We start from the raw sequence: 18,208 nt of genomic DNA, 5'->3' as shown, positions 1-18,208 counted from the left end.
GTGAGTCCAAAGCACGAAACAAGAATTCATTCATACAATAATTCATTAAGCTGAAGCAGCGTATCTAAAGGAGAAAACAGATGGGTAAGTATTTTGGAACAGATGGTGTGCGCGGAGTTGCAAACCGAGAATTAACTGCAGAAATGGCCTATAGCATCGGCCGCTGCGGTGGATATGTATTGGCAGGAAATGTGGAGAAGCCTAAGGTGGTTATAGGTATGGACACGCGGATTTCGGGTCCGTTGCTGGAATCGGCGCTTGTAGCGGGCCTGTTATCCATTGGTGCTCAGGTTATTCGTCTGGGGATCGTAAGCACGCCTGCGGTGGCTTATATCACCAGATTGCTGAAGGCTGATGCAGGAGTGATGATTTCCGCCTCACACAATCCGGTTGAAGACAACGGGATTAAGTTTTTTGGCGGAGACGGCTTCAAGCTGACAGATGAAACCGAGCTGCGGATTGAAGAGCTGATGGATGCGGAAATCGATGAATTGCCGCGCCCTGTTGGTGCGGGTCTGGGGACAGTAAGCATAGATAATGATGCTAAATATTTATATTTGGACTATCTTAAAACAACGATTTCCCATAGCTTCGCAGGACTTAAGGTGGTACTGGACTGCGCCCATGGAGCAGCCTATGAACTTGCGCCACGCCTGTTCAGAGAGCTCGGGGCGGAAGTGATTGCCATCGGTTCGGAACCGGATGGACTGAACATTAATGACGGCGTTGGCTCCACACATCCGGAGACACTGCGCGAGGAAGTTCTGCGTCAGGGTGCGGATCTGGGACTTGCTTTTGACGGGGATGCAGACCGCTTGATTGCCATTGATGAGAATGGTGACGAAGTCGACGGAGACTTTATCCTCTGTATTTGCGGAGATGCCATGAACCGTGCCGGCAAGCTTAAGGATGGGACCATTGTATCCACAGTGATGAGCAATATCGGGTTCTACAAAGCAACAGAGCAATTGGCGCTGAACACAGCCAAGACTGCAGTCGGTGACCGCTACGTGATGGAAGAAATGCGCCGGGGCGGATACAATTTGGGCGGGGAACAGTCCGGCCATGTTATTTTCCTGGACTACAACACAACAGGTGACGGTATTCTGACGGCGATCCAACTGGTGGACACAATGAAATCATCCGGCAAGAAGCTCAGTGTGCTGAAATCGATGATGACCAAATATCCGCAGGTGCTGGTGAATGTTCGCGTACAGGATAAGACTAACTATCCGAACAATCCGGCGATTGAAGCGGCTATTCAGGAAGTGGAAGGCAAGCTCGGCGATAATGGCCGTGTGCTGGTGCGTCCTTCCGGTACAGAACCGTTGATCCGTGTAATGGCGGAAGGTCCGGATAAGGCGGAACTGGATCTTTATGTAGGGCAGATTGTTGATGTTGTTCAGCGTGAACTGGTGTAATTGGTTAGAGTTGTTCAGCTGGTGAAGGGGGTGCTTGATCTGCTTCACCGGCTGAATATTTATATTTTTGTCCAGTTCCTTGTACGGGCTGCCACAAGTATTCCTGATACAGCATTGCCAAAACGATGTAAGGTGCATATAATAGATTAAGTGTCATTCCAGAAGGAAAGCGGGGATAGTAAGGTTGGCAACAGCAAGCGCCAGAGCTTGATCTTGCGCGGGGGAGAAGAGAGAGCCAGCAAGTTGCCGATAGGGGCAGGGCTTGAACGGATCACGGCAGATGTAAGCTGACGAGGTGGAGGTGTTCGAAATGTTCGGCGGGGACCTCCCGGTGATGCACCAGAGCCGTAAATGGAAACGGAAAATGCGAGGGCGACCTTTCACACAACGTTTCTGTGGGTGCAAGCAGAAGTTATACATTTCATGGGATCGCGCAATAACGGAAAGAAACACAGAGCGTTCTGCTGCGGCAGAGGAGAAGACTGTGCATTTCATGAACATAGACACAAGGGAAACGGATACTGTTCTTTTTTTAAGGATGGCGTAATCGTGACAACTTGGTGAGCCTGAAATACAACAGAATATTTGCTTTTTCTCAAAAACATGCCGCACGGCACGTTTCTTTCCTTATGCCGCCCACACTATAAATTGGACGGAGGAAATTATTATGTGTGGTATTGTAGGATATATCGGGAATCAGAATTCGCAGGGGATCTTGGTAGAGGGATTGAAGAAGCTGGAGTATCGCGGTTATGATTCCGCAGGGATTGCCGTATTTACCAAAGAAGGCCTTCAGGTTGTAAAAGCACAAGGCCGTATGGCGAACCTTGAATCCAGACTGGAAGCTACTCCACTTACCGGCAGCGCCGGAATCGGGCATACACGCTGGGCGACGCATGGTAAACCTTCCGATGAGAACTCCCACCCGCACACCGACGAGAGTATGAAGTTTTCGGTCGTACACAACGGGATTGTGGAGAACTACCTTGACCTTAAGGAAGAACTGATTGCCGGAGGATGCCACTTTACTTCCGAAACGGATACGGAGGTTATTTCCCACCTGATCGCCCGTGAATATAATGGTGATATCGTAAAAGCTGTACAAAAAGCGATCACCTTCATGCGCGGTGCGTTTGCACTGGGAGTTCTGACTGAATATGAGCCCGACAAACTGGTGGCTGTGCGTCAAGCAAGCCCGCTGATCATTGGTCTGGGTGAAGGCGAAAACTTTATCGGGTCCGACATTCCCGCTTTGCTGGAGTATACCCGCAACGTATATATTTTGAACGACGGCGAAATGGCTGTACTGACACGGGATGCTGTCGAATTGATGACGATTGAAGGCAACTTTATTTCTCGGGAAATGATTACTGTCGATTGGGATGCAGTTACCGCAGAAAAAGGCGGCTATGAGCATTTCATGCTGAAAGAAATCCACGAGCAGCCAAAAGCATACCGCGATACTATGCGTGGACGTACAAATGCTGAAGGCAACAAAGTGATTCTGCCAGAGCTTAACCTGACTGAAGAGCAGATCAAGAACATCCGCAACATCCAGATCGTTGCCTGTGGTACGGCTTATAATGCCGGTCTTGTTGGACGTAATCTGATCGAGTCCTTGGTGCGTATTCCTGTAGAAAATGATATCGCTTCGGAGTACCGTTACCGTTCGCCGATCGTTACACCGGAAACTTTGGTTATCGTAGTCAGCCAATCCGGTGAAACTGCGGATACTCTGGCAGCGCTGCGTGAAGGCCAAGCGAATGGTGCGCATGTACTGGCAATTACTAACGTAGTGGGCAGCTCCATTGCCCGTGAAGCTAATGATGTGCTGGTGACCCTGGCTGGACCGGAAATTGCAGTAGCTTCCACCAAAGCCTACACTTCGCAGATTATCGCATTCACGCTGCTTGGTCTGTATCTGGCAGAAGTACGCGGTACTCAGAGCGAAGCACAGGTCGCTGAGATTTTGGCCGCTATGCAATCCCTGCCAGAGCAGGTAGAACAAATTCTCGCGCAAAAAGAAGCGATTAAAACCTACGCTGAGCAGATCGCTGAGCATAAGCACCTGTTCTTCATTGGCCGCGGCGTTGATTACGCTGTTGCTCAGGAAGGCTCGCTGAAGCTGAAAGAAATCTCCTATATTCACTCTGAAGCTTACGCTGCGGGTGAATTGAAGCACGGCACCCTGGCGCTGATCGAAGAAGGCGTTCCGGTGATTGCCCTGGCCACCCAGGAATCCGTTCTGGAGAAAACCGTCAGCAACATCAAGGAAGTAAAAGCCCGCGGCGCAGACGTCTTGGCGATTACACACGAAGAGCATGTCACCGACCTGCTGAGATCCGTCGATCAAGCCTTCGTGATTCCTAAGACTCTGCCGCTGCTGACCGCTGCATTGTCCGTAGTAACGCTGCAATTGCTCGCCTACTACGCTTCACTGGCCCTGGGCCACGATGTCGATAAACCACGGAATTTGGCGAAGAGTGTTACGGTGGAGTAAGGGGTTAAGGTATAATAAAATCCTATGTAGAATGACATTAAAGTTGGTTACTAGACATTAATGTGAGTAACTTAACAATAATGTTTGTATCTTAACAAAATAGATTGTAAATTCTGTTTTGAATCATTTTAGCTTGCTAAGTCGCTCATATTTTTGAGCGGCTTTTTTATGCCTACAAAGAGAAAATAGGAGCACGAAATAAAATTAGGCTTTACTGTGAGGAGAAAATAAAGTATTAGACTGACGATGCTTGGTTAAGCTCCCATCGCTTGTAGTTCACTACACGCTGCCATGGATCACGTACACAATCTATAATGCTTCAGTAAAAAGATCTTCTTTGATGAAGGTCACAATGAAAATATGAAAATATATTAACGGATCTTTGCAGCAAAATATAGAGGTCTGGGTCCACTTATAGGCGGGGAATTCCCCTCATTTTACTGGAAATTTGTGTATACGTTAGAATAGTCATAACCAGTAGGTCGAATCCGAGGTGATAAGCGTGAGTATATTAAGATACAGTTATCCCACGATGTTAAAAAGAAGCAAAAGCTTGTCTTATCGACAGCAAGTTACTTCAATGACAACGGTACTAATGAATTTTTTAGTAGAGCACAAGTTAATTGTTATAGAACCTTTCCAAGAGGATGGTTCGCTCAAGGACGACTTGAAACTGCGAAGCTCTTATTTAACCGATTTAGGAAATGAATTCTTCAAGGAGGTTTTTCCCAAGTGGTCTGCGTATATTGATCGAGGCGGAGATATTCAAAAAATAACCATTCTTTTAAAGGGATTGAACAAGCTGCAAATGTAGCTCTTACCAATATGCAAGCACTGGGACTTATAAACTTTCCAATTATCAAGCCAAACGAAGCGCGGTCAATAATTTGATCTTGCCGATAGATAACTGGAAATAATTACATATACTGGATTGAAGGATCAGCCGAAGGCTAGGTTTTTCTTAAAATATAAACTTATATCCTTCACGCTATGAATTATTCTTCTATTTCTCGCTGAAACGGGTACTGTCCTAATAAGGACGGCGTAGCCGTTTCTACTTGTTGACTGGTGCCTAATCAAAAATTAAACTTCTTCATCAGGGTCAATTACCCAATCTCTTTCTTTATAAACTGCATTTAATAAAAACGCAGGCTAATAAAGAAAGGGTGTATGAGATGAAGAAAGTTGGAGTAAGGAAAGTAACACCGGTCAAAAAAAGAGCAGCTGCAAAGCCGCCGTATAAGGCAAGACAAAGAACACAACTTGAGAATGCACTTCAACAATTGAATGATGCACGACAAATTATCAACGCCAGCCGTGCTGCTCTCTTTGACGCACGTAATAGAGTCAACGATGCAAGAGATTTAATCAACGAGGCATTAGATGAATTGTAACCACTGGCCTCAATCGTGTGATGCGAGCTAATTTGATATTCAAATTTAAATATAGCCTGGATTGCTTGGAGGAGTGGCCTTACTGATCAAGCTACTATGAAAATTCTTTGCACCAAAGTGTGGAAAAGGGCAGCACTAAGAAGATGCAGCTCGTTCGTTTTTAGAATGGGGAGCGCCTGAATCGCTTTTTATGGCAGCTTTGTACTACAATTCGAAAAATGCGCGGAGTACAGTCATCCAGTCTAATACTTTATTTTCAGCTGGCACTTGTCGAAACAGTCCCGATGAATGGTTTTTCTGCATTGGGGCTGTTTTTATTTTTTTCGTAAATTTCCCGGTACTGCTTGGGAGTCAGAGTTGTGAATTTCTTGAATGTAGCGAAAAAATGTCCTTTGGACAAGAAGCCGCATTGGTCGGCGATCTCCATCACAGAGAGCTGGTTGGAGATAAGCTTTGCCTTCACTCTCTCAATTCGTTCCTGAAGCATGTATTCGGCGAGCGACACGTTCATGATCTCCTTGAACAGCTGCCGGATATAGCTTACCGAGAAAGAGAAATTGTCAGCTACCTGCTCGATTGACAATTGCGCATCCTGCAGATGGTTGTCCACATAATCTTTAATCTCTAGAACGAGCTCTTCTTTGCGGCTTAGAGATTTTGGAACATCAAACTCGGATGCGAGCGCTCTTACGACATCTTCCATCCATGCCTGGAATTCGGCCAAGGTGCTGTAGGCGTCGAGCAAATGATGGATACTGCCAATTTCCTGCAGGCTGTTGGACTTTGAGAAGTTCTTGAGCAGATCATAGGTAACATAAGTCAAATAAAGCTTGCAGTCGCGATAGGGCATCTCTTGAATGAGCTTCATATGCTGGCGCAGCAGTGCCACGGCGGTCTCCGGCCGGCCCAGTTTTCCACCATTCAAGCGAAATATTATAACGGGTTGTTCAACGGAGCGCTTGATCCAGACGAATACTTCTCCAAGTTCAAGGATGAAGGTGAATCGGTGCTCAAGAAAATCCAGATTGAGCTGGAGAAGCAGGTTGACGCTTTTTTGGTAAACAAATCGTAAGAGCGAGGCCAGATATCCACAAGAGCCGATTCGCAAGCTTCCCCGCTTGCAGGATCGGCTTTTCTTATCCGCAGTTGATCAAGATGACTCAGTTGTTCTTTTCACGACGCAAGTTCTTGTGATAGTCCAATTCATGAACTTGTAGTCTTTTTCTTGAACAGAACAAAATCCAATAAAAGTGGAATTTTACCCAATGACCGGTTCCTTATGCCTGCGGACAATCGGTTCTATAATTATGTATGCGGTTACACGAAACCGAGGAATCAATATAAAGGGGAGGCAAAGTATGAAAAGTATGAAACGTGTTTTAGCAGGGATCTCTACTATGCTTGTGATGACAACTGCTCTTACAGCATGCGGCGGGAACTCGAATTCTAACTCCAACTCATCCAGCCCAAGTGAAGCTCCAGCAGCTTCGGCCAGCGCATCAGCGGCACCAGCCAAGGGAGATGGCTCGAAGGTCACCATCAATCTCTGGAGCTTCACGGACGAGATTCCGAACATGAGTAAAAAATATATGGAAACTCATCCCGACGCTAATGTGGAATTTAAAACTACGGTTATTGCAACAACCGATGGCGCTTATCAGCCTGCGCTTGACCAGGCCCTGGCTGCCGGCGGGAAAGATGCTCCGGATATTTTTGCAGCTGAAGCGGCGTTTGTCCTCAAATATACGCAAGGCGACGCATCCGGCTATGCTGCTAACTATGCGGACCTGGGCCTTGACGATCAGATGGTTAAGGATGCGGGCATTGCCCAATACTCGGTTGACATCGGCAGCAAAGACGGTCAATTGAAAGGACTTGGATATCAAGCGACCGGCGGAGCCTTTATCTATCGGCGTTCGATTGCCAAGGATGTTTTTGGATCGGACGATCCGGCTACCATTAAGAATGAAGTTGGACCTGGCTGGGAGAAATTCTACGAAGCAGCTGCGAAGCTAAAAGCCAAAGGGTATGGCATCGTTTCCGGAGACGGCGATATTTGGCACGCGATTGAGAACAGTTCTGAAAAAGGCTGGATTGTCGATGGCAAGCTTCATATCGATCCGAAACGCGAAGAGTTCCTTGATCTCTCCAAGAAGCTGAAGGATAACGGATATCACAACGATACAACGGACTGGACGGAAGCATGGTACGCAGATATGTCCGGCTCGGGCGCCCAACCGGTCTTCGGTTTCTTCGGTCCCGCTTGGCTCATTAACTATACAATGAGCGGACAAGTAAAAGACACAAATGGGGACTGGGCAGTTACCGAGCCGCCGACAGGCTTCTTCTGGGGAGGCACCTGGTTGCTGGCTAACAAAGACGTTACCAAGGACGACGCCAAGAAACAAGCTGTTGCGGACTTTATCAAGTGGGTGACGCTCGATACCTCCGAAACCGGCCTCCAGTATTACTGGGCTAACGGAACAATGAAAGAGGGCGAGCAAGGCACGAAGGACAGTGTTGCCTCCTCTGTCGTCATGGCGAAGTCCAACGGTGAAGTTCCACTGCTCGGCGGGCAGAACATGTTCGATGTGTTCGTTCCGGCCAACGCTAACGCTTCAGGCAAGAACTTGACCCAATACGACGAAACGATTAACAAGCTATGGCGCGAGCAAGTACGCGAATATACTGCGGGCAACAAAGACCGCGCCAAAGCAATTGAAACCTTCAAGCAGCAGGTCAAAGACCAGCTTGGTATCGATAGCGAATAAGAAAGAATCGAAGGGGCGGGGAGTTATCCCGTCCCTTCATATAACTAAAGGGGTGAAAACATGCGCCGCAAAGGTGTGAACTACTCGAAATTCGGCTATATCTTTACGTTTCCGTTTGTCTTGGCATTTCTGATTTTCTCGTTATATCCCATTTTATACACCGCAGTCATCGGGTTCACCGATATGCAGGGATTGATACCCAAACCGATTCATATTATGGATAACCCTTTTCAAAATTTCAAAGATCTCCTCTTTGATAATGTCTCATTCCGGAAGTCTCTAATCAACACTGGGTTGCTCTGGATCGTCAACTTCATTCCTCAGATCGTTCTGGCGCTTTTGCTCACTGCCTGGTTCACGAACAAGCGCCTCAACATAAAGGGACAAGGTGCGTTCAAGGTTCTGCTCTATATGCCCAATATAATCACAGCGGGTACAATCGCCGTGCTTTTCAGCACTTTGTTTGCCTATCCGATGGGTCCCATAAACAGTATTTTTGAAATGCTGGGATGGTCCGACGCTCCGATTTTCTTCCTGCAGGATAAGACAACAGCGCGGGGAATTGTGGCGTTCATCCAGTTCTGGATGTGGTACGGCAACACCATGATCATTCTTGTCGCAGGCGTTATGGGCATAAATCCCGCTCTCTTCGAGTCAGCGGCGATTGACGGCGCAAACGGATTCCAAACCTTTTTCCGTATCACGCTGCCGAGCCTCCGCACCATTCTGCTGTTCACGCTGATTACATCGATGATTGGCGGTTTGACCATGTTCGATATTCCGCAGCTGTTTCTTGCAGGCGGACCGGACGACTCCACGCTTACCACGTCTATGTTCATCTACGGTCAAGCGTTCAAGGGAAGCTATATGTACAACCGTGCTGCAGCGGCGAGCATGATTATGTTCGTGATTGCGGCAATATTGTCTGGATTGGTGTTCTATCTAATGCGTGACCGCGATGCGGGGAGAATGAAAAAAGCGGAAAAGAACTATAAAAAATCTGCCAAAGCAGCAGCTGTGAGGGAGGTATAGCAGATGGACCACAATCATAAAAACGGAACCGTTACCCGAAAGATAAACAAGACAATTATCTATATTGTCTGCATCTTTTTGGCGGTGCTGAGTATCCTCCCTTTTTGGATCATGTTTGTAAATGCTACCCGCTCTACAGCGGAAATCCAAAGCGGCCTTTCACTGCTTCCTTCGACCCACATGATGAGCAACCTGCGGGTGCTGCTCGATAAGAGCTTCGATCCCATACAAGGGTTCCTGAATTCGTTTATTATCTCCAGTTCAGCAACCATTTTAACAGTCTACTTCTCGTCCTTAGCGGCCTATGGGCTTGTGACCTATGACTGGAAGCTGCGTAAGCCTTTCTTTACCTTTATCTTATGCGTGATGATGATTCCTTCTCAGGCAAGTGCCATCGGATTCTATCAGTTCATGTATAAAATACATTGGACAAACAGCTTTCTTCCGCTGATTCTGCCTGCGATAGCAGCACCGGCGGTGGTATTCTTCATGCGGCAATACCTGCTCGCAACGCTGTCGATAGAGATCGTAGAAGCAGCGCGCGTAGACGGGTCCGGCGAATTCAAAACCTTTAACCGGATCATCCTGCCGCTGATGATGCCGGCCGTGGCGACACAAGCCATCTTTGCCTTTGTGGCCAATTGGAACAATTTGTTCATGCCGCTGATTTTACTGACACAGAAAGAAAAGTATACGATGCCGGTCATGGTGAGCTTACTGCGCGGCGATATTTATAAGACGGAGTTTGGCTCGATCTATATGGGGCTGGCCTTGACGGCTTTGCCGCTGTTTGTGGTTTACTTCCTGTTATCCCGGTACATTATCGCTGGCGTGGCGCTGGGAGGCGTTAAGGAATAATCCCTTTCCGCTTAAGGATGTCTTGGAGCTAATGCTTCGGAGACATCCTTATTTGCGTTTCTATAATACTGTTCATAACCGTGGCGGGTCACACTGAGAATAACATCGGTTAAGTTGAGGGTCGAAAACAGGAAATAAAAACAGAATAATTTCTCTTTATCGAAAGGTTTTTTACTTTATCATTTTACTTATAGCTTTATTCACTATCATTATGAACGCGTATGAGGTGGTCGATTGGTAGAGCAAGTATTACTTGTATCTTTATTTACTTTTATTATTCATTTTTCCGAGACGCTTACATATTCCCTTCGATTAGCTGGTGTACGTTTAGGGAAATTAGCGGTTGCTATGTCCTTATCGGGGATTATACTGCTCATTTCAAGAACAGCTAACATGGTCCAGGCCCTACTTACCGGCAAAATTCTAGACTACGCAAAACATAATGAAGATTATCATCTAATTGATCAGTTTCGGATTATTATCGGTGCTGCTGTCTTAGGGACATTTACAGCTTTATTACTGTTCCCATCAGCTGTATTACTCTCTTCGAGAATAATATCTCATTTAGAAGTGGCAGGATCTATACCACAAATGATTCGTTCTTCGGTTTCTTTTCAAAAGATAAATAATGCACGATATCATTTGCGTTTTCCCAAATTATCGATGCTGTCACGGCTGAGGATTGGAGGTATACCCAAAAGGTTGGTGGTTCTGAATTGTTTGGTAACCGCAATCTACACAATTGGTGTGTTAGCAGCTCTACTTGCTTCAACATTAACCACAGAATACTCGACTACCGCCTCACAATCTTCTGGTCTAATAAATGGGATGGCGACTATTTTACTTACCATACTCATTGATCCGCAAATTGGTTTAATTACCGATAAAGTTCTAAGAGGAGAACGTAAGGTCGCTACACTTAATAAGGTTTTTGGGCTTATAATGGTGTCCCGACTAGTTGGAACTGTTCTTGCACAGGTATTGCTGGAGCCGGCTGCTTATTGGATTAAATGGATGGTATCAGTACTATAATGACTAGAAGCATAAAGAAGAGGAGTTCTTCATATGTACGGAATTATGGCTATGTCTGGCCTGTCTTTCTTTCTGGTGGCCGTATTTACACCGTTGTTGATCTGGACGCTGCGCAGGCTGAGGCTAACGCAGCCAATTCGCGCCGAGCTTCCGGCGGATCATCAGGCCAAACGAGGTACACCGCTTATGGCAGGGCTGACCCTGCTTATCGGGATAGCGATTTCGCTGCATTTTCGACCCGGGCGTCTAATGTTGCTCTTATGCGTTACATTTTTGCTATTCAGCTCGGTCGGATTTTTGGATGATTTCAAAAAGGCCTTCTGGCAAAACCCGTCCGGCATCTCCGGCCGCATGAAGCTGGTGCTTCAATTTATTTTTACTGGAACCATTTTGTATGTATTACTCCATTCGTTTGGCTTGACGAGCGATATTGCGTTATTTCAAGGTTACCACTTGCACTTGCCTGTATATCTGTATGTTGCAGTCATGCTGCTGTTCGTGGTCGGCTCGGCGAATGCCATTAATTTTACGGACGGTCTTGACGGGCTGCTGATCAATGTGGCCGTTCCGACGTATTTTTTCTTTTTCATGATTTCGGACAAACCTGAAGTGCAGGCATTTTCACTCGTCATGATCGGCTGTCTGCTTGGGCTTTTCCTGTACAACATCTACCCGGCAAAAGTGTTTATGGGCGATACGGGATCACTGGCGATAGGAGGCTCCCTTTCCGTTTTAGCCATCATTGAGAAGATCGAGGTTTTGATTCCAATACTGTTTTTCGCCTATTTGGCAGAGCAACTGTCGGTCATTTTGCAGGTGTGGTGGTACAAACGGACAAAATTGCGGCTGTTCCGGATGGCCCCGGTCCATTACCATTTCAGCCTGAAGTACGGATGGAGTGAAAATAGAATCGTGATGATTTTTGGTTTCATTTCATGGGTATCCGTACTGTTCTGCTGGTTGATCTGGAAATATCTTATGAATTAAGCGCTGGCCCAGGCAGCTTAATCGTAAAAGCCGACCCCACCCCCGGCTCGCTGCTGACCTCGACCGTGCCTCCGCTCAAGCTGATAATGCGGCTGACCAGGGGCAGGCCAAGGCCGTTGCCTTCGGCAGAGCGGGCGGGATCGCCCTGGTAGAACTTCTCGAAAATATGCTTGCGGACCTTCGGGGCCATTCCTATTCCTGTATCTGAGATAACCGCCGTAATCCATGGGGGGCCGGGCCGGAGAGAAACCGAAATTTCTCCGCCCTCCGGCGTAAATTTGACCGCATTGCCGAGTATGTTGAGCCATACCTGCATCATCAGCTCTTCATTTCCGTAATAGCGCAGCTCCCCAAGATCAAGGTTAAGGCTCAGCTGCTTCGGCCCCCAAGCCGGTTCCAGCAATAATAGAGCCTGCCGGAGCTGCTCATCCAAGCGGTACTCCGTTTGTTCTGTGAGCAGTTCCTGGTTTTCGAGCTTGGATATTTTGAGGATATTGCCGGACAGGGTGGATAATTGCCGGGCGCTGTCGATAATCATCCCGGTGTATTCGTCATGCTCTTCTTTGCTTAGGCTGTCATCCTGCAAAAGGGTGGCATACCCCTCGATCGCCGCAAGGGGCGTCTTGAACTCGTGGGACACATTGACTACAAAATCATTACGGAGCGTCTCGATGCTGCGCAGCTCCTGAACCATAATATTGAAGTGGTGAGCGGCGTCGCTGATTTCGCCCACCCGGTGGGATTCATCCAAATGAATCTCGAAGTTGCCTTTGGAGACTTCCTTGGCTGCTTTAATCAGTTCCGCGATAGGAGCTAATATTTTCCGGCCTACGGTCACAGTGATCGTCGTCCCGATGACGAGGCTGAATAATATAATGGTCAGGACCGGCGGGAAAGGATTTCTATGCTGCATGGCATCGTTGCCCAGACGGATATATAGATAAGCCAAGATCGCCATGACTAAAAGGAAGGACACAACAATTACAAATACCAACGATACAAAATACCACCACAAACCTCTGCTTTTAGAGCGCCTTATCCTCATCCCAGCTTCACCGCCTTATAGCCGAGTCCTCTTACGGTGACAATTTCAAAGTCAGTGCTCTCCCTGAAACGCTCGCGCAAGCGGTTAATATGGACTACCACCGTATGCTCGTCAGATTCCGTATCCATTCCCCATATTTCATCCATCAGCTGCTGTTTAGTAAAGATTTTGTTCGGATAGGAGATTAGTTTATAGAGTAAATAAAATTCCTTTTGCGGAAGAAGGATGCTTTCCTGTCCCTGGTTGACGGTCAGGGAGTCATAATCCAGCACGGTTCCTCCGCATTCAATCCGGCGTTCGCTGATAATCTTGGCACGCCGCAGCAGCGCCCCGACACGCAGAAGCATTTCATTTACATTAATCGGCTTCACCATATAATCGTCGATTCCAACGAGAAAGCCCTGTTGTTTGTCGGCAAAGGTCTCCCGTGCAGTCACCATAAGAACCGGAAGATTATTGTTATTGTCTCTGAGTGTCCGCGTCAGCTCGTAGCCATCCATTTGCGGCATCATAATATCGCAGATCATCAAATCAATAAATTCCTTATCCAATGCCGTAAGGGCATCCTCGCCGTTAACTGCCGGGATTGCCCGGTATCCGTTTTTGGTCAGGACTGTACAGAAGAGCTGCCGTAATTTGCTGTCATCCTCAACTACAAGAATATTAAACATGAGGTTTCCTCCCGGGGGGCTTCATAGGGTTCAGTATATAGATTACTTAAGTATACCTCATGAACATCAAGTGAATCTCAACTGCCGAAGTTGAGGTTTAGTTTATATTTGGTGCTTATACTGGGGCCAGCAAGACAAGAACAGAGAGAGATTATAGAGAGCAAAGAGTTCAGGGATAGAAAAGGAGACTGAGAAGATGCTGCAATTAAAAAACATCACCAAGAGCTATAAGACCGGAGACTTCACGCAGGTTGCACTGGATAAAGTGAATCTGAATTTCAGGGAAAGCGAATTTGTTGCGATTTTGGGCCAAAGCGGGTCGGGCAAAACAACACTGCTGAATATTATCGGCGGACTGGATCAGTATGACAGCGGAGAGCTGATTATCAACGGCCAGTCAACGGAGCACTTCAAAGACGCCGATTGGGATGCGTACCGCAATAATAGTGTCGGCTTTATTTTTCAAAGCTATAATCTGATTTCGCACCTGAGCATCACGGATAATGTGGAGATGGGAATGACGCTCAGCGGGGTAACCTCAGCCGAGAAGCACCGCAAGGCGCTTGAAGTCCTGGAGAAGGTCGGACTCAAGGAGCATGTCCATAAAAAGCCGAACCAGCTCTCCGGCGGACAGATGCAGCGGGTAGCGATTGCCCGCGCCCTGGCCAACAATCCCGATATTATTCTTGCGGATGAGCCGACGGGGGCGCTGGATTCCGAAACCAGTGAGCAGATCATGGAGCTGATCCAAACCATTGCGGAGGATAAGCTGGTCATCATGGTTACCCACAACCCGGAGCTGGCTGAGAGCTATGCGGACCGTGTCATTCGTTTCTCGGACGGCCATGCCGTATCGGACAGCAATCCGCTGGCGAATCAGAAGACCTCAAGCTCTTATAAGCTGAAGGAAACCAGCATGAGCTTTTTCACTGCCCTGAAATTATCCGGGAAAAATATCGCGACCAAGAAGTGGCGGACGGGCCTGACCGCTTTTGCCTCAAGTATCGGCATCATTGGCATTGCCTTGATCCTGTCCTTGTCGAACGGATTCGATAAGCAGATCAGCACCTATGAAACGGGGGCGCTCTCGAACTTTCCGATCCAAATTACTCAGAAGCCAATAAATGTTGAATTGGGACCGCCAGCCAACGGAAAGTCTGAGCTTCCCTCGTACCCCAAAGAGAAAAAGCTATACCCCTATGATCCCAGCGAGAATTCATCACAGCATACAAATGTGCTCACCAAAGAATATATCGGGTATTTGAATCAGATTGACCCGGAGCTTATTGATGGTATTTCCTATACCCGCACCGTGAATATGAATGTACTGGTTTCGGATGGTGAAAAGGCGGCTGCGCTGGATAAAAGCAATATCGGCTTCACCGCATATCCCAGCAAACAGGGAAGTGAGGCGGGGAGCTATCTGGAGCAATATTATGATGTGCTGGAAGGAACCTTCCCTGCCAAGCCGACGGATGTCGTGCTCATCTTGGATGAATATAACCGTCTGACCGATGCTGCGGTCGATGCCCTGGGGCTGGATTATAAAGCGGACAGCATCGATCTGGGAGATCTTATTGGTAAACAACTGAAGCTCGTGATGAACAATGACTATTACCGCAAAAACGGCGGGCAGTTTGCTGTAAACGGAACAGCTGCGAATGTAATGGACCTCTATAACAACCCCAGAGCAGTAACTCTGAATATCGTTGGGGTACTGCGGGGCCAGGAAGGTTCAAGCATATCTACGCTGTCTCCGGGCATTGCCTATTCGGATGAGCTAGCCGCTTCATTTATAGCGGATGCGCAGAAATCGGAAATTGTTCTGGCGCAGGAAAAAGCAGACTTCAATGTGCTGACCGGCCAAGCGTTGTCCGATGGTGTCGCAGGCAGCGGCGCAGGCGGAGCCAGTGCAAGGCCGATGGGGATGATGGGCCCTGGTGCGGGTGCAGCAGGAGGTGCGGCTTCCTTGACTAAAGAGGAAGTGCTGGCCTCCCTGGGGGCAACAGACATTCCTAGCTCGGTCTCGCTGTATCCGATTGATTTCAGCGCCAAGGAATCGGTCACTGCTTATCTGGACAAATGGAATGAAGGCCGTGATACAAAGGATCAGGTAGAATATACCGATTTGGCGGCTATCGTGACCAACATCTCCGGTGGCATTATGGACGGAATTACCATGGTGCTGATTGCATTTGCTGCGATTTCCCTGGTGGTGTCACTGATCATGATCGGGATTATCACCTATATTTCCGTCATGGAGCGGACAAAGGAGATTGGCGTGCTTCGAGCGCTGGGTGCCCGTAAGAAGGATATTACACGGGTATTCAATGCCGAAACCTTTATTATCGGGGCCTGCTCGGGTATTCTGGGGATTGGCATTACCTACCTGCTCACTTTTCCGGTTAATGCCATACTCTATAATCTGACGGAGCTGTCAAATGTCGCCCAGCTCAATCCGCTGCATGCGCTTATTCTGGGTGTGATCAGTGTAGGCCTTACGATGATCGGCGGATTCATCCCGGCCAAGATGGCCGCGAAGAAAGATCCGGTTACAGCCCTGCGCAGTGAGTAAGGGATAAACTGTTAATCCAAAAAAATATTAAGATCAAAACCCCCGCGAAGCCTTGCTGCGCGGGGGGTCTATTTTTATCATTCAACGTTTTCATGATTTTCCTATTTCACACCACAACTAAGCTGTTCAATGTGCCGGTAGGTCTGGCGGTATTTCAGCGGTGAAAGGCCGGTGATTTCCTTGAATACACGCCCAAAGTGGGTCATGTTGTCGAAGCCGATCTTCTCGGCGATCTGGGATACCTTCAGGCCGGTACCCACCAGCAGGGCACGCGCTTCCTTGATGCGGACATTGTTCAAATACTCGGTGAAGGTAAAGCCGGTGCTGTCACGGAAGGTTTTGCAGAAATAGGACGGGCTTATATAGAAGCGTTTGGCGATGTCATTGACCGAATGGCGCTGGTCGTAATGGCGGTTCAAATAATCGACCACCTCAAAAATCTTTTTATTAACGATGCCGGTCTCCTGGGTGGCTCCGCGCGGAGAGGTTTCCTGATGACGGTAAATGAAGATCAGCAGCTCGAACATCAGGGTTTTCAGATAAAATTCATAGCCGGGCGGTTTGTTGTTGAACTCAGCGACCATTTTGTCGAACAAACGCTCGATTGCACTTTGTTCCGCACCGCTGAAGCGCAGCAGATGCCCTTTCCGCGAAAAGCTGGAGAGCACATCGAAATTATTGTGGTCAGGAAACAAATCCTCCATGAATTCACGCTTGAACACAAGCGTAATCCGCTCAAAGGACTCTCCGCTTGCATTGACAAGCTTATGAATCTCATTCATGTCTATCAGCAGGAGAACCCCGCCAACCACCTGATACGCTTTATCCTCAATGAAATAGCAGACATCCCCTGAAACCAGATAAAAAATTTCATAGCCGTTATGGTAATGCCGTGCAGGCATGCTGGACTGATGCTTCCGCTCGCGGCTAATGTCGAAATTTTGCGCTTCATAAAACTGGGTCTCCATGCCAAATCCCTCCAAACATACGCTTGTGTCAACTATCTTAACAGTAATATATGTAGAAAAACAATAAAAAAGAACTATGAATGTGCTTAAATTCATATTATTTATCGATATGATAAGGATAAGAGAGAGGGAGTAGTAAAGAAAAGGGGGTGTGTTTATAAGTTTGCAATAAAATGTCGCTTTTTGTGTTAGTTCTATGTAAACTTTAAAACTTTTCTGTGAATGAAACCAAAGGCTGATGGCTTGGATTTATACCTATTATTGGAGGGACATTCGGCCAAAAGCGAATTTCCCGCCTATATCGCTGAAGTGCTTGCACTAAAAAAGGAATTTGCCGGCCGGATCGCAGTGATGCTCGGAATCGAGGCGGATTTCCTGCCTCAATCTTTGGAACTGTACCGTGAGATTATTGCCGGCTACCCCTTCGACTACGTGATCGGGTCGATTCATGATTTTGGCGGAATCAGCATTTATGCAAGCTGCAATATTTATTTGAGGATTGCCAATTTTGAAAACCTTGTTTAGTATATAAGCACAGGCTTATATGTCTGGGGATGGAGAGACTGTCATGGAGGAAACTACTGTCAGTGCAGATATGTCCGGGCTCGCTGATGACCTGAAGCTGTTAGGTGATAGAACGCGTCTCTTGATGTTGTCTCTATTAAAGGAACGGGAATGGTGCGTATGCGAGTTTGTGGAGATTTTTGACATCTCCCAGCCTGCCATCAGCCAGCATCTGCGGAAATTAAGAAGCAAAGGCATCGTCAAGGAACAGAAGAGGGGCCAATGGGTGCACTATTCTCTTAACGTTGCGGACAAACCCCATATCCAGGCCGTGCTTCAGCTCACACCGGATGCTTCCACCATCCTGGCCATGCTGAATAAAACGCAGGTGACGGCTTGCTGCGAAATATTGCATTAATCCAGACGTTTTTTGAGAGGCCCGGATGAAGT

17 protein-coding genes are annotated in these 18,208 nt (G+C 47.5%); 13 read left to right on the top strand and 4 right to left on the bottom strand.

Features of this window, described 5'->3' with window-relative positions:
• Positions 1 to 80 precede the first annotated feature (80 nt).
• The 4 genes from glmM to BLQ82_RS24705 all read left to right on the top strand — a co-directional run bounded on the left by glmM (position 81) and on the right by BLQ82_RS24705 (position 5,315).
• Complete coding sequence (gene glmM / locus BLQ82_RS24725) at positions 81 to 1,421, top strand: phosphoglucosamine mutase (RefSeq protein ID WP_062522791.1); 1,341 nt, start codon at positions 81 to 83, stop codon at positions 1,419 to 1,421.
• 667 nt (positions 1,422 to 2,088) lie between these two features.
• Positions 2,089 to 3,921, top strand: coding sequence for a glutamine--fructose-6-phosphate transaminase (isomerizing) (glmS, locus tag BLQ82_RS24715; protein ID WP_062522795.1), 1,833 nt, complete (start codon positions 2,089 to 2,091; stop codon positions 3,919 to 3,921).
• A gap of 502 nt (positions 3,922 to 4,423) precedes the next feature.
• Positions 4,424 to 4,735 carry a hypothetical protein gene (locus BLQ82_RS24710; protein WP_062522797.1) on the top strand — a complete coding sequence of 104 codons (312 nt, stop codon included), beginning with the start codon at positions 4,424 to 4,426 and terminating at the stop codon, positions 4,733 to 4,735.
• A gap of 361 nt (positions 4,736 to 5,096) precedes the next feature.
• Positions 5,097 to 5,315 carry a hypothetical protein gene (locus BLQ82_RS24705; protein WP_062522799.1) on the top strand — a complete coding sequence of 73 codons (219 nt, stop codon included), beginning with the start codon at positions 5,097 to 5,099 and terminating at the stop codon, positions 5,313 to 5,315.
• A 256-nt stretch (positions 5,316 to 5,571) separates the two neighbouring features.
• On the opposite strand, the gene BLQ82_RS24700 is transcribed toward BLQ82_RS24705, so the two are convergent.
• Positions 5,572 to 6,204, bottom strand: a complete 633-nt coding sequence (locus tag BLQ82_RS24700; RefSeq protein ID WP_062522801.1) for a helix-turn-helix transcriptional regulator — start codon at positions 6,202 to 6,204, stop codon at positions 5,572 to 5,574.
• On the opposite strand from BLQ82_RS24700, the gene BLQ82_RS24695 reads away from it, so the two are divergent.
• From BLQ82_RS24695 to mraY, 6 genes are all read left to right on the top strand, one after another.
• Positions 6,184 to 6,387 carry a DUF3502 domain-containing protein gene (locus tag BLQ82_RS24695; protein ID WP_062522803.1) on the top strand — a complete coding sequence of 68 codons (204 nt, stop codon included), beginning with the start codon at positions 6,184 to 6,186 and terminating at the stop codon, positions 6,385 to 6,387. The genes BLQ82_RS24700 and BLQ82_RS24695 overlap by 21 nt on opposite strands.
• Before the next feature lie 286 nt (positions 6,388 to 6,673).
• A complete protein-coding gene (locus BLQ82_RS24690) occupies positions 6,674 to 8,086 on the top strand; it encodes an ABC transporter substrate-binding protein (protein ID WP_082722631.1) in 1,413 nt (470 codons plus the stop codon).
• 60 nt (positions 8,087 to 8,146) lie between these two features.
• Positions 8,147 to 9,118 (top strand): carbohydrate ABC transporter permease, encoded by a 972-nt coding sequence (locus BLQ82_RS24685; RefSeq protein ID WP_062522805.1) that lies wholly within the window; start codon positions 8,147 to 8,149, stop codon positions 9,116 to 9,118.
• 3 nt (positions 9,119 to 9,121) lie between these two features.
• Entirely contained in the window at positions 9,122 to 9,976 is an 855-nt protein-coding gene (locus BLQ82_RS24680) for a carbohydrate ABC transporter permease (RefSeq protein WP_062522807.1), read from the top strand.
• Positions 9,977 to 10,210: 234 nt separating this feature from the next.
• Positions 10,211 to 11,008, top strand: a complete 798-nt coding sequence (locus tag BLQ82_RS24675) for a lipid II flippase Amj family protein (protein ID WP_062522809.1) — start codon at positions 10,211 to 10,213, stop codon at positions 11,006 to 11,008.
• A 33-nt stretch (positions 11,009 to 11,041) separates the two neighbouring features.
• Complete coding sequence (gene mraY / locus BLQ82_RS24670; RefSeq protein ID WP_062522811.1) at positions 11,042 to 11,995, top strand: phospho-N-acetylmuramoyl-pentapeptide-transferase; 954 nt, start codon at positions 11,042 to 11,044, stop codon at positions 11,993 to 11,995.
• Here the strand turns inward: mraY and BLQ82_RS24665 are convergent.
• Both BLQ82_RS24665 and BLQ82_RS24660 read right to left on the bottom strand, forming a co-directional pair.
• Positions 11,985 to 13,040, bottom strand: a complete 1,056-nt coding sequence (locus BLQ82_RS24665; protein WP_062522813.1) for a HAMP domain-containing sensor histidine kinase — start codon at positions 13,038 to 13,040, stop codon at positions 11,985 to 11,987. The genes mraY and BLQ82_RS24665 overlap by 11 nt on opposite strands.
• Positions 13,037 to 13,711 carry a response regulator transcription factor gene (locus BLQ82_RS24660; RefSeq protein WP_062522815.1) on the bottom strand — a complete coding sequence of 225 codons (675 nt, stop codon included), beginning with the start codon at positions 13,709 to 13,711 and terminating at the stop codon, positions 13,037 to 13,039. The genes BLQ82_RS24665 and BLQ82_RS24660 overlap by 4 nt, the downstream gene beginning before the upstream one ends.
• Positions 13,712 to 13,907: 196 nt before the next feature.
• Between BLQ82_RS24660 and BLQ82_RS24655 the strand changes: the two genes are divergently transcribed.
• The gene (locus BLQ82_RS24655; protein ID WP_062522816.1) at positions 13,908 to 16,286 is read left to right on the top strand and encodes an ABC transporter ATP-binding protein/permease; all 2,379 of its coding nucleotides are present in this window, start codon (positions 13,908 to 13,910) and stop codon (positions 16,284 to 16,286) included.
• Positions 16,287 to 16,387: 101 nt separating this feature from the next.
• Here BLQ82_RS24655 and BLQ82_RS24650 read toward each other — a convergent pair whose 3' ends face one another.
• On the bottom strand, positions 16,388 to 17,254 hold the full coding sequence (locus BLQ82_RS24650) for an AraC family transcriptional regulator (RefSeq protein WP_062522818.1): 867 nt from the start codon (positions 17,252 to 17,254) through the stop codon (positions 16,388 to 16,390).
• A 261-nt stretch (positions 17,255 to 17,515) separates the two neighbouring features.
• Here BLQ82_RS24650 and BLQ82_RS24645 point away from each other — a divergent pair, with 261 nt between their 5' ends.
• Both BLQ82_RS24645 and BLQ82_RS24640 read left to right on the top strand, forming a co-directional pair.
• Positions 17,516 to 17,779, top strand: a complete 264-nt coding sequence (locus tag BLQ82_RS24645; RefSeq protein WP_062522820.1) for a PHP domain-containing protein — start codon at positions 17,516 to 17,518, stop codon at positions 17,777 to 17,779.
• 43 nt (positions 17,780 to 17,822) lie between these two features.
• Entirely contained in the window at positions 17,823 to 18,176 is a 354-nt protein-coding gene (locus BLQ82_RS24640; RefSeq protein ID WP_244280990.1) for an ArsR/SmtB family transcription factor, read from the top strand.
• Positions 18,177 to 18,208: the final 32 nt, after the last annotated feature.

This window comes from Paenibacillus jilunlii (assembly GCF_900102965.1).
Classification (GTDB): Bacteria; Bacillota; Bacilli; order Paenibacillales; family Paenibacillaceae; genus Paenibacillus_AQ; species Paenibacillus_AQ jilunlii.
The sequence above is the reverse complement of the archived record's forward strand: the minus strand, read 5'-3'. Positions and strand labels throughout refer to the sequence as shown.